Origin of the sequence: Bradyrhizobium vignae, from assembly GCF_004114425.1 — a bacterium.
GTDB lineage: Bacteria > Pseudomonadota > Alphaproteobacteria > Rhizobiales > Xanthobacteraceae > Bradyrhizobium > Bradyrhizobium vignae.
In genome coordinates this window covers 1-14,496 of sequence record NZ_RDQF01000098.1, presented here as the reverse complement: position 1 = coordinate 14,496, position 14,496 = coordinate 1, and the positions used below count along the sequence as shown (strand labels likewise).

Sequence of the window (14,496 nt, the reverse complement as noted above, 5' to 3'; positions counted from 1 at the left end):
ATCAGAAAACGCCACTTCTGCAGATAGTTGCGTTCAACCGTTCGGTCATAGCTGTTGTCTCGCATCGGATCGTTCCTCCGCTGCAGCGATCCAATCAGCGAATTATTGAACATGCACAGCAATGACGCTGGGGTGAACGCATGCCTCCAAGCCTCACGAAACTTGCGCAAAAAAAAGCCCGGTCGCGGTGGCGACCGGGCTTTCGTCGTGAGATTTGATCGTGCGCCCTTACGCGGCCGTCGAAGCCTTCTGCGCGGCCTTCGCCGCAGCGGCTTCGGCCTCGTCGCGGCGGATCTCCGACAGCTTCTTCTGGACCTGCTCGGAGAAGATGTACTGCGCCGGGCGCTGCTTGGAGAGATCGATCTCCGGCGCCATCGGGCCGCTCGTCCGGACGCCGCGCAGCGCCACCCACATCGCCTTCAGCGGGTTGTTGAAAGCTGCGGCCGCCGCGGTCGGCTCGTAGCCGCAATGGGCCATACAGTCGGCGCACTTCTCGTAGCGGCCGGTGCCGTAGCTGTCCCAGTCGGTGGTCTCCATCAGCTCCTTGAAGGTTTTGGCGTAGCCTTCACCGAGCAGGTAGCAGGGCTTCTGCCAACCAAAAATGTTGCGCGCGGGCATGCCCCACGGCGTGCACTCGTATTCCTGGTTGCCGGCGAGGAAGTCCAGGAACAGGCCGGAATGCATGAAATTCCACTTCTTGCCCTTGCCCATCGCAAAGACGTCGCGGAACAGCTTCTTGGTCTTGGTGCGGTTGAGGAAGTGCTCCTGGTCCGGCGCGCGCTCATAGGCATAGCCCGGGGACATCGAGACGCCGACGCCGAGCTCGGTGGTGAAGTCGAGGAACTTGGCGATCTCCTCGGCCGGGTGGCCGTCGAAGATGGTGGCGTTGACGTTGACGGTGAAGCCACGCGCCTTGGCGGCCTTGATCGCCGAAACGGCGCGGTCGAACACGCCCTTCTGCGACACCGCCTTGTCGTGGTGATCGCGCAGACCGTCGAGATGCACCGAGAAGAACAGGTAGGGCGAGGGCTCGAACAGGTCGAGCTTCTTCTCGAGCAGCAGCGCGTTGGTGCAGAGCGAGACGAACTTCTTGCGCGCAACGAGGCCGCGTACGATCTCTCCGATCTCCTTGTGGATCAGAGGCTCGCCGCCGGGAATGGCGACCATCGGCGCGCCGCACTCGTCGGCGGCGTCCCAGCACTCCTGCGCGGTCATGCGGCGGTTGAGGATCGCATCCGGATAATCGATCTTGCCGCAGCCGACGCAGGCGAGGTTGCAGCGGAACAGCGGCTCCAGCATCAGCACGAGCGGGTAGCGCTTGCGGCCAAGCAGTTTCTGCTTGAGCAAATAGCCGCCGATACGCATTTCCTTGAAGAACGGGATAGCCATTACAGTTTCTTTCTGGGCTTTGAATTCGGATGGGTCAGCTCGCGGCCAGTTGGGCCGGAAGCCGGAATTCGATGTCTTCCTCGCGGCCCGGCAACACCGAGACCTTCACGGGTCCGATCCGCCGCATCGCTTCGATCACGTCATCCACGAGTACCTCGGGCGCCGAAGCACCGGCCGTGACGCCGACGGTCCTCGCATTCTTCAACCACTCCGGATTGAGCTCGCTGCCGTCGGCAATCAAATAACTCGCGACGCCGGCTTCAGTGCCGATTTCGCGGAGCCGGTTCGAGTTCGAGCTGTTGGCAGCGCCCACCACCAAGATCACGTCGACCAGCTTGCTCAGGTTCCTTACCGCAGATTGGCGGTTCTGTGTCGCATAGCAGATATCCCGGATATCCGGGCCTTGAATATCTGTAAAGCGGGCCTGAAGGGCCGCGATGATGTCCCTGGTGTCGTCGACCGACAACGTGGTCTGGGTGATGTAGGCCACTGGCGTATCCGCCGGCAGGGTCAGGGCCTTAACCTCTTCAACACTCTGGACAAGCTGCACCGGCCCCGGGACCTGGCCCATCGTGCCCTCGACCTCGGGGTGGCCGGCATGGCCGATCAGGATCAGGGTCCTGCCCTTGCCGATGTAGCGCTTCCCCTGATTGTGAACTTTCGTGACCAGCGGGCAGGTGGCATTGAGCACCGGGAGGTTGCGCGCGGCGGCCTCTTCCTCGACGCTGCGGGCGACGCCGTGGGCGCTGAACACCGTCACCGATTTCGGCGGAACCTCGGAGAGCTCCTCGACGAAGATTGCGCCTTTGTTCTTCAGGCTCTCGACGACGTATTTGTTATGCACGATCTCATGGCGCACATAGACGGGCGGGCCGTACTTCTCCAGCGCCCGCTCCACGATCTCGATCGCACGCACCACGCCTGCGCAGAAGCCGCGCGGCTGCGCCAGATAAACTTCCATTGGACGCCCATCACGCAAGTTGCACCAATCCGCTTCAATGTCCCCGGCGGCACCCAGATACTGACCAATGAACTGCAATATCCGCACCATTGGTTCGCGCATGCGGTAGCTGCCCACCCCCGTGGGGCTCCGGCGCATGCAGGCGCAATACTTTGTGTCAAAAAATCGGCAATAGGGAAAGCCCGGAACTCTGTTGGACCGATTCTGAGGTATTTTAGTAAGGCATACGGGGGTGCGCAAGCGCGCGGCATTCGTGCATCGTCCTTCGTCACTTTCCCGCCTCAACTCCCCGGCTATACCGGCCGCCCCGCATGATTTTGCCGCGGCCTTGCGCCGTTTACCTCGAACCTTCTCGGGGCGAGAACCATCAAAACAGCAATAGGTTTCGCCCGGGAACTCCGATAAACAGCGGGCGTTTCCGGCAAGCTGTTAACCGCAGAAAGAAAAGAAGTGCTGCAAAGCGTCGTCGTCGCCATCGTCAGGGCCTGCACCCGGTTTGCCTCCCTCGTCGTCATTCTCGGGCTCCTGCTGTCGGTGGGAGCGGGCTATTACGCTGCGCGCCACTTCGCCATCAACACCGACATCAACTCGCTGATTTCTCAAAATCTCGACTGGCGCAAACGCGACCAGCAATTCGACCAAGCGTTTGATCAAAACGAAACGATTCTCGCCGTCATCGAGGCCCGGACGCCGGAGATGACGAGCGCCGCAGCAAACGCGCTCTATGCCGGATTGAAGGACGACAAGACCCACTTCCAGTCGATGCAGCAGCTCGGCAGCGGCGAGTTCTTCGAGAAGAACGGCCTGTTGTTCCTGCCGACCGAGGAGGTCGCCAAGATCACCGGCCAGTTCGAATCCGCCGCGCCCCTGATCGAGATCATGGCCGGCGATCCCTCGATCCGCGGCCTCACCGGCGCGCTGGAGACCGGCCTTGCCGGCGTCAAGCGCGGTCAGGTCAAGCTCGACAACACCGAGCGGCCCTTCAACCTGATCGCGCAGACGGTCGAGACCGTGCTCAACAAGGGCAATGCCAGCTTCTCCTGGCGCGAGCTCGTCAGCGACGAGCCGTTGAAGGATTCGGACAAGCGCGCCTTCATCGAGTTCAAGCCGATCCTCGACTATAACGCTTTGGAGCCCGGCAAGGATGCGACCGACGCGATCCGCAAGGCCGCCGCCGATCTCGATTTCCCAAACAAGTACCAGGCGCGGGTGCGGCTGACCGGCCCGGTCCCGATCGCCAACGAGGAATACGCCACCGTCCAGGAAGGCGCCGTCGTCAACGGCGTCGGGACCGTCCTCGTCGTGCTGCTGATCCTGTGGCTGGCGCTGCATTCGGCGAAGATCATCTTCGCCGTCTTCGTCAATCTCTTCGTGGGCCTTGCGATCACGACCGCGGCCGGCCTGATGATGGTCGGCTCGCTCAATCTGCTGTCGATCGCCTTTGCGGTGCTGTTCGTCGGCCTCGGCGTCGATTTCGGTATCCAGTACAGCGTCCGCTACCGCTCGGAGCGCTACAAGGTCGACCATCTCTCGAGCGCGCTGGTGCTGGCGGCCAAGCGCTCGGCGGTGCCGCTGTCGCTGGCGGCTATGGCCACCGCCGCGGGCTTCCTCTGCTTCATGCCGACCGATTACAAGGGCATCTCGGAGCTCGGCCAGATCGCCGGTGTCGGCATGCTGGTGGCGTTTGTTTCCAGCATCACCGTGCTGCCGGCGCTGCTCAAGCTTCTGAACCCACCCGGCGAACCGGAGCCCGTCGGCTATGCTTTCCTGGCGCCGCTCGATCATTTCCTCGAGAAGCATCGCGTGCTGATCGTCGGCGGCACGCTGCTGCTCGCGCTTGGCGGCCTGCCGCTGCTCTACTTCATGAAGTTCGACTTCAACCCGATGAACCTGCGCAACCCGAAGGCCGAATCGATCGCCACCTTCCTCGACCTGCGCAAGGACCCCAATACGGGCGCCAATGCCATCAACGTGATGACGACCTCGGAAGAGCAGGCGAGGCAGGTCCAGGCGAAGCTGGAGAAGGTGCCCGAGGTGCTCCGGGTGATGTCGCTCGACAGCTTCGTGCCGCAGGACCAGCAGCCGAAGCTGAAGCTGATCGCACAGGGCGCCAAGGTGCTGAACCCCGCGCTCAATCCCGATCAGATCGATGCGGCGCCGACGGACCAGGAAAATGTCGAATCGCTGAAATCTTCGGTCGACAATCTGCGCCGAACGGCGGGCGACGCGAAGGGCCCAGGGGCGGTCGCCTCGCGCCGTCTTGCGGACGCGCTCGAAAGGCTCGCCAATGGCGACGAGGCCACGCGCAACAAGGCGCAGGACGTGTTCGTCACGCCAATGAAGATCGTGTTCGACCAGCTCAGGAACGCCATGCAGGCCGAGCCGGTCACCCTGAAATCACTGCCGCCCGATCTCGTCAGTGCCTGGAAGAGCAAGGACGGCATCATCCGCGTCGAGGCGCTGCCCAAGGGCGATCCCAATGACAACGACACGCTGCGCAAATTCGCCGCGGCGGTGCTCGCGGCCGAGCCGACCGCGATCGGCGGACCGGTCTCGATCCTGAAGTCCGGCGACACCGTGGTGAAGGCGTTCATCCACGCCGGTATCTATGCGCTGCTGGTGATCGGGCTATTGCTGTGGATCACGCTAGGCCGGTTCGTCGACGTGCTGATGACGTTGGTGCCGCTTCTGGTTGCGGGTGCGGTGACGCTCGAGATCTGCGTGTTGATCGGCCTGCCGCTGAACTTCGCCAACATCGTTGCGTTTCCGCTGCTGCTCGGCGTCGGCGTCGCCTTCAAGATCTATTATGTCGTGGCCTGGCGGTCGGGCAGGACAAACCTGCTCCAGACCAGCTTGACGCGTGCGATCTTCTTCAGCGCGCTGACGACGGCGACCGCGTTCGGCAGCCTGTGGCTGTCGAGCCACCCCGGCACGTCCAGCATGGGCAAGCTGCTGGCACTCTCGCTGGTGACGACGCTCGCCGCTGTGCTGCTGTTCCAGCCGGCCCTAATGGGCAAACCCCGCAATCTCAGGGAGTAGGCAGATGTCGCCGACGGGGTCGGCGGCGCCCTTCTGACCGGGCTTGGCTGCGGCCTTCGGAGCCGCGGGCGCAGGCGCGGTCGCGCCTGTCGTGGCTTGGGCTGCTTGGGGCCCCTGGGGTTTCGGCGCGGCGCCACCGGATTTCTGCACGCCCTTGGCCATGGCGTTCGCAGGGCTCGAGGGGATTGGCGGGCCGACCCGGGTCCAGGTCTCGCCGCCGCAGAGGAAGCCCATCACGCAGCCCTTGATTTCGAGCTGATCGGGACCGGCCGGCGTGATGGTTGCGCTGTAGAGCTGGCCGTCCTTGGCGTTGTAGACCTGTCCTTCCCACTGATCTACGCCGGGCTTCTTCTTCATGTCGATCAGGGTTGCCATGCCCAGGGTCGGCCTGTTCTTTTTCGAGACATCCGGATTGTTCTCGTCGCGGCCGCCGGGCTGCTTTTCCCAGGAGACCGCACCCCACATGCTGCCATTGCACTGGGCGACACGGATGTTGGCGACGCCGTCAGCGACCCGCCAGTCGCCGGTGGGATCGGCTGCGAGGGCTGGGGTCAGGCAGGCGTAACCGCCAGCCAGTATAATTCCGGTGTAAAGGGCCGAACGCATGAGTGTTCCTTGGCAGTGCAACATGGTCTAAAGCTGTGCTTGCGAAGATGGTCCGAAAAAGGGCAAAAGGCCGCACAGACCGTTTACAGTAATGGTCCGGTTTTCAGTTGACGAGACGGCCCTCAAGCGAAGTATGTAGCGGATGCACAGCCCAAATCCAGACATGTCTCAGCTATTCGCGGACCGTCAGGCCCAGCGCAGCACCCTGCACAATCGGTATCTGAACGAGCAGTTCGTTCGGGTTCTCAAGACCATCGGCTACGATGTCGGCTTCCAGAAGGGCCAGGGGCAGTATCTCTACGACCGCGAGGGCGCTCGCTATCTCGACCTGTTGTCCGGCTTTGGCGTGTTTGCGATCGGGCGCAATCATCCTGTCATGCGGGATGCGCTCAAGAGCGTGCTCGATGCCGACCTTCCCAACCTCGTCCAGTTCGATGTCTCGACGCTCGCCGGCGTGCTGGCCGAACGGCTGCTGAAATACGTTCCCTATCTCGACAAGGCGTTCTTCGCCAATTCCGGCGCGGAATGCGTCGAGGCCGCGATCAAGTTCGCGCGCGGCGCTACCGGCCGGCCCGGCATCGTGTATTGCGCCCACGGCTATCACGGCCTGACCTATGGCGCGCTGTCGCTGACCGGTGACTCGAATTTCCGCACCGGCTTCGAGCCGCTGCTGCCGGGCTGCACCCCGATCCCGTTCAATGATCTGGCCGCGCTGGAAAAGGCGCTGGCCTCGCGCGAGGTCGCGGCCTTCGTCGTCGAGCCGATCCAGGGCAAGGGCGTCAACATGCCCACCGACGAGTTCCTGCCCGGCGCGGCCGCGCTCTGCAAGAAATACGGCACGCTGTTCGTCGCCGACGAGATCCAGACCGGTATGGGCCGCACCGGCCGCTTCCTCGCGGTCGAGCACTGGAACGTCGAGCCCGACATGGTGCTGCTGTCGAAGTCGCTGTCCGGCGGCCACGTGCCGGTCGGCGCGGTGCTGACGCGCAAGAGCATCTTCGACAAGATCTTCAACCAGATGGACCGCGCGGTGGTGCACGGTTCCACGTTCTCGAAGAACGACCTCGCGATGGCCGCGGGCATTGCCACGCTCGACGTGATGGAATCCGAGAAGCTCATCGAGGCGGCCGCCAAGCGTGGCGCCGAGCTGCGCCTTGCGCTGACGCGCATGGTGCCCGGCTACGAGCTGTTGAAGGAAGTCCGCGGCAAGGGCCTGATGATTGGCATCGAGTTCGGCCCGCCGAAATCGCTGCGCCTGCGCGCCTCGTGGAACGTGCTGGAGGCCGCCAACAAGGGCCTGTTCTGCCAGCTCATTACCGTGCCGCTGTTCAAGGATCACAAGATCCTCACGCAAGTGGCGGGCCACGGCAGCCACACCATCAAGCTGCTGCCGCCGCTCACCATCACCGAGGAAGACTGCAGCTGGATCGAGCGCGCCTTCGACGACGTCATTGCAGGCAGCCACAAGGTCCCCGGTGCGATCTGGTCGCTCGGCAAGACGCTGGTCGACAACGCGGTGAGAAGGTCGGCTTAAGGCTGATCATTCAGGCGGCCTTGGGCTTGTTCGGGGTCTCGATGCGATCGAGCGCTTGCCGAGCCGGGCTCTCGACTTTTCTCGTCATCGCTTCAGAAAACACCGCATTGAACAGCGGCAGGACGTCGCCATCCTTCTCGACCGCGAGAATGGCGCGGCGCTGCGTCGCATAGATCATCGGGATGTCCATCCAAGCTCTGCTTCGGATCAGAAGCGAATTGTTGGACGCGTCCTGCGAGACAGCGGAGAGACCCATCAGGAAATGCCGGTCGTCGATCCTCACCGATAGCGCGGCAATCGGTGCACCCTTGGCCGCTTCGTTGCTCTTCATGAGCAGGCCCATGACCTGTTTGATACTGCCGCCGGCGAAATCGAGCGAAGGCGCGAATTCGATCTGCACCGTGTGAGTGGCGGGCAGGGACGAATCGAAATTGCGTCGAATGGAGAGTGTCATCCGCAGATTTCGCGAAGGCACTTCGACGTCGCCGCGAACCGTGACGTCGCCGGGCGGGGCAGACGCATCTGTCGTCGGTTCTACCCGCCAGGTGACTTGTCCGACCGCGCGATCGCCCTTCGGGTTGCCAATGCTCTCTTCATAGAGGACAGCGCGCATCGTGGTGGCTAGTCCATTACGGGACGCTGCCGGTCCGCACGAGGCTATCGTCGAGGTGAAGACAATCACGAGAAAAAGAATGCGGTGCATGACGCCGAATTAGCAGCGACCGGTCAATGGTGCAACCATACGGTGCAGCTTCGCTGCCCTCTAGGAGCGCCTTTACCCCTCCACATTCGCCTTCATCGCCGCGTCGAACTTATCGACGAACTCGGCGAGCTCGTCGGCGCCGAGATCACTGACGGCCCAGAAGTTCAGGCCGCGGTCACCCCAGCGGCGGCAGTTGAAGCCCTGCATCGACTGCGTCTTCGGCGGCCGGTGCTCGGTGCTCGCGGTTTGCGACACGAACAAATTGATCACGTGCTGCCGACGCTTGTAGACGACGGCGCCGATGGCGCGCGCATCAATATAGTCGAGCCGGCCGCCGACCAGGGTAAAACCCTGCGCGGTGAGATCGATCACGGGCGGGGCGACGTCGAGCTTGCCGTTGAACCAGGGCTTGACGGTGTGCTGGTCGGTGGAGACGACGTCGGTGAGGTGGCCGGCCTGGAGCGAGCGCAGATGCGCGGAGACGACCTCCGACAAGATGCGCTGCTGGTCGTCCTGGCGCAACACCACGGCAACAACGCCGGAAGCGGCGAGCGCGGAGACCGCCGAGCCCATCGCAAAGCCGCGCAGCACGGCGCGGCGCGACGGCTGCTGGCGCTGCGCCTGCGGCAGCGAGGCTTCGATCCGGCTGCGCAGGCTTGCCGGTGCGGTGTAGCGTAAATTGGTGTCGGCGAGCACGCGCTGCATCTCGCGCTGTGCGGCAAGCTCGACTGTGCAGTTCGGGCAGCCGGCGACATGGGCTTCGACCTCGCGCGCATGGCCGGCGTCGAGCTCGTTGTCGAGCAACGCGTGAAGCAGGATCCTTGCTTCGTCGCAGGTCATCTTGCTTGCTCCTCTCCCGCCATCCAGGCCGCGCGCAGCATGGCGCGGGCGCGGGCGAGGCGGGACATCACGGTACCGACGGGGACGCCGACGGCTTCGGCGATTTCACGATAGGACAGATTGTTGATTTCGCGCAGCACGAAGGTCTCCTTGAACGGTTCGGCGAGCGTGTCGATCAGCTTGCGGATCGCGCCGGCATCGCGGCTGCGCAGCACTTCGGTTTCCGGATTCGCTTCGGTCTCCTGCCAGAGCGGCGTCTGCTCGGCGGCGCCGGGAGTATCCTCGATCGGGGTCGGTCTGTGCGCGCGCCGCGCATATTCGGCGTTACAGACGTTGCGCAGGATCGCGAACAGCCAGGGCTTCATTGCCGGCCCGCGATAACTGTCAAAATGCTTCAGCGCGCGCAGATAGCACTCCTGCACCGCGTCTTCGGCGTCGGAGGCGTCGCGCAGCAGGTAGCGCGCGAGCGTATAGACGTCGTCGAGATGGGGCAGCGCCGCTTCGCGGAAACGCTGCGCCTTCTGTACATCGTCGGTGGCGGGCATCGCTCCTCGCTTTGCCTCTGCGTCTTGTTTTGCCGTCATCGAACACGCACGCGCCCGGCCGGCGTGGGACCACCGGCCGGGCAAGACGTTGATGCCTAGGTTGAAGACGTTACTCAACCTTGATCATCCCCGTCATGTGCGGGTGCAGCGAACAAAAATACTTGTACTCGCCCGCATTGGTGAAGGTGAAGGAGAACTTGTCGTCGGTGTCCAGGGTCTTGGACCTGAACTTGCCCGCCGACACCACGGTGTGCGGAATGTCGTCCCGGTTGGTCCAGGTCACGGTGGTGCCGACCTTGATCTTGAGCTCGGCCGGCTGGAACACGAAATTGTCGATGTGCACGTCCATGTCGTCGGCGCGGGCTTTTGTTGCGGGCAACAGCATGGCTGCGGCCAAGGCCAGACCGAGCTGGACACCGAAGTCACGGCGATTGAGTGTCTTCATTGTCAGCTTCCGTTCAAACTCAGCCCTGAAGCGGTGTGTCGATGATCGCGAGCCGCTGCTCGTTCTGCTTGAAACTGATGCTGGCGACGCCGAGCATGGAGCGGAGCTTTGCGTCCTCGACCTTCATCGGTCCGGGCGAGGGGGCGGCCCCCGGTGCCGGCTGCGGGAAGGCGGTCGAGCGCGCGGTGTGGAAGGTGACGTTGCCCTCGACCTTCTGCATCACCTGATGGATGTGCCCGTTCAGCACGGTGACCGAGCCAAAACCCTTGACGTATTCCAGCGCGCGGCCACCATCCTCGGTTCCCCAGCCCCATTGCGGGTAGACCGTCCACAGCGGGATGTGCGCGAACAACACGATCGGCGTCGATTTCGACTTGCCGCGGAGATCGTCCTCCAGCCAGGCGAGCTGCTCGGCGCCGAGATTGCCGAGGCCGCCAGCCTTGAGATCGACGACGTTGACGAGGCCGATGAAGTGCACGCCGCCGGCGTCGAAAGAGTACCAGCCGTACCCCTTGGTGCCGCGGCCGTAGCGTTCGCGATAGAGCTTCACCTCCTCGTCGATGAAATCGTGTTCGCCGGGCACGTAGTGCACGTCGAGCTTGGTCTGCGAGATGATCCTCTCGGCATTGTCGAACTCGGCGGCTTTCGACAAATGGGTGATGTCGCCGGTGTGGATCATGAAGGAGGGTTTCGCCGGCATTGCGTTGATCTTGTTCACGGCCTCCTCCAGCGTGCCGAGCGCGTTGGGATTGGCCGGCTTGTCGAAGCCGACATGGCTGTCGCTGATCTGGAGGAAGCTCATGCCGGGCGCGGCCGCGGTCGCGGCCTCAGCGGAATCGATGATGCCGAGCGAGCGCGGCACGCCGCCCGTGACGGTCCAGAGCACTCCGGTGCCGGCCCAGGTCATGCATTCGAGCACCTTGCGGCGGCTGACGCCGTCATCCCCGTGATCTTGTCCGCTCATAGCGCCTCTCCACGTCGCCCGGAATTGGGCTTCGGGGACGTGATCAGGGGAGGGGCGGGTTTATTCCTGAATGGGATGACGATTTCGTGAGTGCAGTCCCGTGTCCCGGGCAAGGCGCAGCACCGCTTTGCGCTGCGCCGCGTCCGGGACACGATAGCGGCTACTTCGCATCCTCCAGGATCATCGTCGCCCCCTTCTCCGCAATCATCGCGGTCGGCGTGTTGGTGTTGCCCGAAGTGATCGTCGGCATGATCGAGGCATCGACGATGCGCAGGCCGCTGAGGCCATAGAAGCGCAGGCGCTCATCCACCACCGCCATCGGATCGTTTGCCGTGCCCATCTTGGCGGTGCCGACGGGGTGGAAAATGGTGGTGCCGATGTCGCCAGCAGCTTTGGCCAGCGAGGCGTCGTCGTCGCCGACCGTCGGCCCCGGCAGGTACTCGCTGGGCCGGTATTTTGCCAGCGCCTTCTGCTGCATCAGGCGGCGCGTGGTGCGAATGGCGTCGGCGGCGACCTGGCGATCGTCGTCGGTCGAGAGGTAGTTCGGCGCGATGATCGGCTTCTCGTCCGGGCTCGCGCAACGCAGCCGCACGGTGCCGCGCGAGGTCGGCTGGAGGTTGCAGGCGCTGACGGTGATCGCAGGGAAACGATGCAGGGGATCGCCGAACTTGTCGAGCGACAGCGGCTGCACGTGGAACTGGATGTTGGCGCGGGCGCGCGTCGCATCGGAGCGCGTGAAGATGCCGAGCTGCGACGGCGCCATGGTCAGCGGTCCGCGGCGGCGGAAGGCGTAGTCGAGCCCCATCAGGCCACGGCGGAACAGATTGTAGTAGGTCTCGTTCAGCGTGCGTACGCCCTCGACCTTGTAGATCGCGCGCTGCTGGAGGTGATCCTGGAGGTTGCGCCCCACACCGGGCTTGTCCATCACGATGTCGATGCCGAGCGGCGACAGCCAGTCGGCGGGTCCGATGCCGGAGCGGTGCAGCACCTGCACCGAGCCGATTGCGCCGGCCGAGAGCACCACCTCGCGCTTCGCGCGCACCTCGACGATCTCGCCGTTCTGGATGAATCGCACGCCGACAGCGCGGCCCTGCTCGATGATGAGACGGTCGACCAGCACGTGCTTCTCGAGCCGCAGATTGGGCCGCCTCAAGGCGGGCTTGAGGAAGCCGCGCGCCGAGGACCAGCGCCGGCCGCGCTTCTGGTTGACGTGGAAGTAGCTGGTGCCTTCGTTGTCGCCGGTGTTGAAATCCGGGATGCGCTTGATGCCCATCTCCTCGGCGGCGTCACCGACCGCGTCGAGAATGTCCCATGACAGCCGCGGCGCCTCGATGCGCCAGCCGCCGCCGGCGCCGTGATGCTCGCTGGCGCCGAGGAAGTGGTCCTCGATACGCTTGAACAGCGGCAGCACGTCGTCATAGCCCCAGCCGGTCAGGCCAAGCTGGCGCCAGTGATCGTAATCGGCAGCCTGTCCGCGCATCGAGATCATGGCATTGATCGCCGAGCAGCCGCCGATCACCTTGCCGCGGGGATAAGCCAGCGAACGGCCGTTCAGGCCGGGCTCAGCCTCGGTCTTGAACATCCAGTCGGAACGGGGATTGCCGATGGCGAAGAGATAGCCGACGGGGATGTGGAACCAGATCCAATTGTCGTCGCCTCCGGCTTCAAGGACGAGAACGCGATTGCTGCGATCGGCTGACAGCCGGTTCGCGACGATGCAGCCCGCCGTCCCGGCTCCGACGACGATGTAGTCAAACTCACCTTCAAGCCGCCTTGGCATTCTGTTTCCACCCGGATGGTCACTTAACGTTCCGTCCTAATAGGCAGACCCGCCGGACCGGGACAAGCCCGGCCATGTCCGTTCGTCAGGGCCAGACCCCGATCCCAGGGAGTTGGGTGGACTGACGCTTGCATGATAGACAGTCCTGTATTCCCATATTCCCAAGAAGGCTTGAGACCCTCCATGCCCATCGTGAACCGTGTCGCCGACCTCCAACCCGATATTCAGGCCTGGCGCCGGGACATCCATGAGCACCCCGAGCTGCTGTATGACGTTCACCGCACTGCAGCATTCGTCGCGGATCGCTTGCGGGAGTTCGGCTGCGACGAGGTCGTGACCGGCCTCGGCCAGACCGGCGTCGTCGGTGTGATCAAGGGCAACAGGCCAGCCGGCGAGGGGCTCAAGGTCATCGGCATGCGTGCCGACATGGACGCGCTGCCGGTGGAGGAGCAGACCAATCTGCCTTACGCCTCCAAGACGCCCGGCAAGATGCACGCCTGCGGCCATGACGGCCACACTGCGATGCTGCTGGGTGCCGCCCGCTATCTCGCCGAGACCCGCAATTTTGCCGGCGATGCCGTGGTGATCTTCCAGCCCGCCGAGGAGGGCGGCGCCGGCGGCGCGGCAATGGTCAAGGACGGCCTGATGGAGCGCTTCGGCATCGAGCAAGTCTACGGCATGCACAACGGTCCGGGCATCCCAATCGGCTCGTTCGCGATCAGGCCGGGTCCGATCATGGCAGCGACCGACGAGGTCGACATCATGATCGAGGGTGTCGGCGGCCACGCCGCGCGTCCGCACAAATGCGTCGATTCCGTGCTGGTCGGCGCGCAGGTGATCACGGCACTGCAGTCGATCGTCGCGCGCAGCGTCGATCCCCTTGAATCCGCGGTGATCTCGATCTGCGAATTCCACGCCGGCAACGCCCGCAACGTCATTCCGCAGACCGCGACGTTGAGAGGCACCATCCGCACGCTGTCGCCGGAAGTGCGCAAGCTGGTCGAGAAGCGCGTGCATGAAGTCGTGGCCGGCGTCGCACAGATCACCGGCGCCAAGATCGACCTGCACTACAAGCGCAATTATCCCGTCGTGAACAATCATGCGGCGGAGACCGAGGTGGCGCGTCGCATTGCCACGCAGGTCGCGGGCGAGGCCAATGTGCACGAGATGGCGCCGCTGATGGGCGGCGAGGATTTCGCCTACATGCTGGAAGCGCGGCCCGGCGCCTTCATCTTCTGTGGCAACGGCGACAGTGCCGGCCTGCACCATCCCGCCTACAATTTCAACGACGAGGCGATCGTCTACGGCACGTCGTATTGGGTGAAGCTGGTCGAGGAACAGCTCGCGGCGTCGTAATGCCGAGTCGTTCACCTTGTCCCGCTTGCTGTAGGCAATGGCGATGAGGTTCGGGCTCGGGCACTGACAGTAACCACAGCGTCATGGCCGGGCTTGTCCTGGCCATCCACGCCTTACCACGCAGTGCATAGAACGTGGATGCCCGGGACAAGCCGGGCATGACGACGTGTGCTGAATGTGCAAGGCAATTGCCCTTCCCCGTAAGAACGGTAGGGGAATCGCATATGGTGCTGGCAGGGTGTTGCCAAGCGGTTGGAACTGGATTCTTTGGGTGTCTCTCGATTCCAGAGGGAGACCTGAATGCGCAAGCTCAAGCGCCTGTTTCGACCGCTCA

Annotated in this window: 12 protein-coding genes; 3 read left to right on the top strand and 9 right to left on the bottom strand. The window is 63.7% G+C overall.

Annotated features, from left to right (window positions below):
- Nucleotides 1–228: 228 nt before the first annotated feature.
- Entirely contained in the window at nucleotides 229–1,389 is a 1,161-nt protein-coding gene (gene hpnH / locus EAV90_RS37880; RefSeq protein WP_122404202.1) for an adenosyl-hopene transferase HpnH, read from the bottom strand.
- Between the two features lie 34 nt (nucleotides 1,390–1,423).
- Entirely contained in the window at nucleotides 1,424–2,350 is a 927-nt protein-coding gene (gene ispH / locus EAV90_RS37875) for a 4-hydroxy-3-methylbut-2-enyl diphosphate reductase (RefSeq protein ID WP_122404201.1), read from the bottom strand.
- A gap of 450 nt (nucleotides 2,351–2,800) precedes the next feature.
- Between ispH and hpnN the strand changes: the two genes are divergently transcribed.
- A complete protein-coding gene (gene hpnN / locus EAV90_RS37870) occupies nucleotides 2,801–5,389 on the top strand; it encodes a hopanoid transporter HpnN (RefSeq protein ID WP_129146346.1) in 2,589 nt (862 codons plus the stop codon).
- Here the strand turns inward: hpnN and EAV90_RS37865 are convergent.
- Nucleotides 5,357–5,995 carry a DUF2147 domain-containing protein gene (locus tag EAV90_RS37865; RefSeq protein WP_162500366.1) on the bottom strand — a complete coding sequence of 213 codons (639 nt, stop codon included), beginning with the start codon at nucleotides 5,993–5,995 and terminating at the stop codon, nucleotides 5,357–5,359. The two genes, hpnN and EAV90_RS37865, sit on opposite strands and share 33 nt — an antisense overlap.
- Before the next feature lie 142 nt (nucleotides 5,996–6,137).
- On the opposite strand from EAV90_RS37865, the gene hpnO reads away from it, so the two are divergent.
- Complete coding sequence (hpnO, locus tag EAV90_RS37860) at nucleotides 6,138–7,529, top strand: aminobacteriohopanetriol synthase HpnO (protein ID WP_122404198.1); 1,392 nt, start codon at nucleotides 6,138–6,140, stop codon at nucleotides 7,527–7,529.
- A gap of 10 nt (nucleotides 7,530–7,539) precedes the next feature.
- Here hpnO and EAV90_RS37855 read toward each other — a convergent pair whose 3' ends face one another.
- From EAV90_RS37855 to EAV90_RS37830, 6 genes are all read right to left on the bottom strand, one after another.
- Nucleotides 7,540–8,142: a hypothetical protein gene (locus EAV90_RS37855; RefSeq protein ID WP_129146345.1), complete on the bottom strand. Its 603-nt coding sequence runs from the start codon at nucleotides 8,140–8,142 to the stop codon at nucleotides 7,540–7,542.
- Nucleotides 8,143–8,304: 162 nt separating this feature from the next.
- Nucleotides 8,305–9,072 (bottom strand): anti-sigma factor family protein, encoded by a 768-nt coding sequence (locus EAV90_RS37850; protein WP_129146344.1) that lies wholly within the window; start codon nucleotides 9,070–9,072, stop codon nucleotides 8,305–8,307.
- Nucleotides 9,069–9,617 (bottom strand): sigma-70 family RNA polymerase sigma factor, encoded by a 549-nt coding sequence (locus tag EAV90_RS37845; RefSeq protein WP_162500365.1) that lies wholly within the window; start codon nucleotides 9,615–9,617, stop codon nucleotides 9,069–9,071. Before EAV90_RS37845 ends, EAV90_RS37850 begins: the two co-directional genes overlap by 4 nt.
- A gap of 109 nt (nucleotides 9,618–9,726) precedes the next feature.
- Nucleotides 9,727–10,062, bottom strand: a complete 336-nt coding sequence (locus tag EAV90_RS37840; RefSeq protein ID WP_122404194.1) for a cupredoxin domain-containing protein — start codon at nucleotides 10,060–10,062, stop codon at nucleotides 9,727–9,729.
- Nucleotides 10,063–10,081: 19 nt separating this feature from the next.
- Nucleotides 10,082–11,026, bottom strand: coding sequence for a metallophosphoesterase family protein (locus tag EAV90_RS37835; RefSeq protein WP_122404193.1), 945 nt, complete (start codon nucleotides 11,024–11,026; stop codon nucleotides 10,082–10,084).
- 160 nt (nucleotides 11,027–11,186) lie between these two features.
- The gene (locus EAV90_RS37830; protein WP_122404192.1) at nucleotides 11,187–12,806 is read right to left on the bottom strand and encodes a GMC family oxidoreductase; all 1,620 of its coding nucleotides are present in this window, start codon (nucleotides 12,804–12,806) and stop codon (nucleotides 11,187–11,189) included.
- Between the two features lie 183 nt (nucleotides 12,807–12,989).
- Between EAV90_RS37830 and EAV90_RS37825 the strand changes: the two genes are divergently transcribed.
- Nucleotides 12,990–14,162, top strand: coding sequence for a M20 aminoacylase family protein (locus tag EAV90_RS37825; protein WP_122404191.1), 1,173 nt, complete (start codon nucleotides 12,990–12,992; stop codon nucleotides 14,160–14,162).
- Nucleotides 14,163–14,496: the final 334 nt, after the last annotated feature.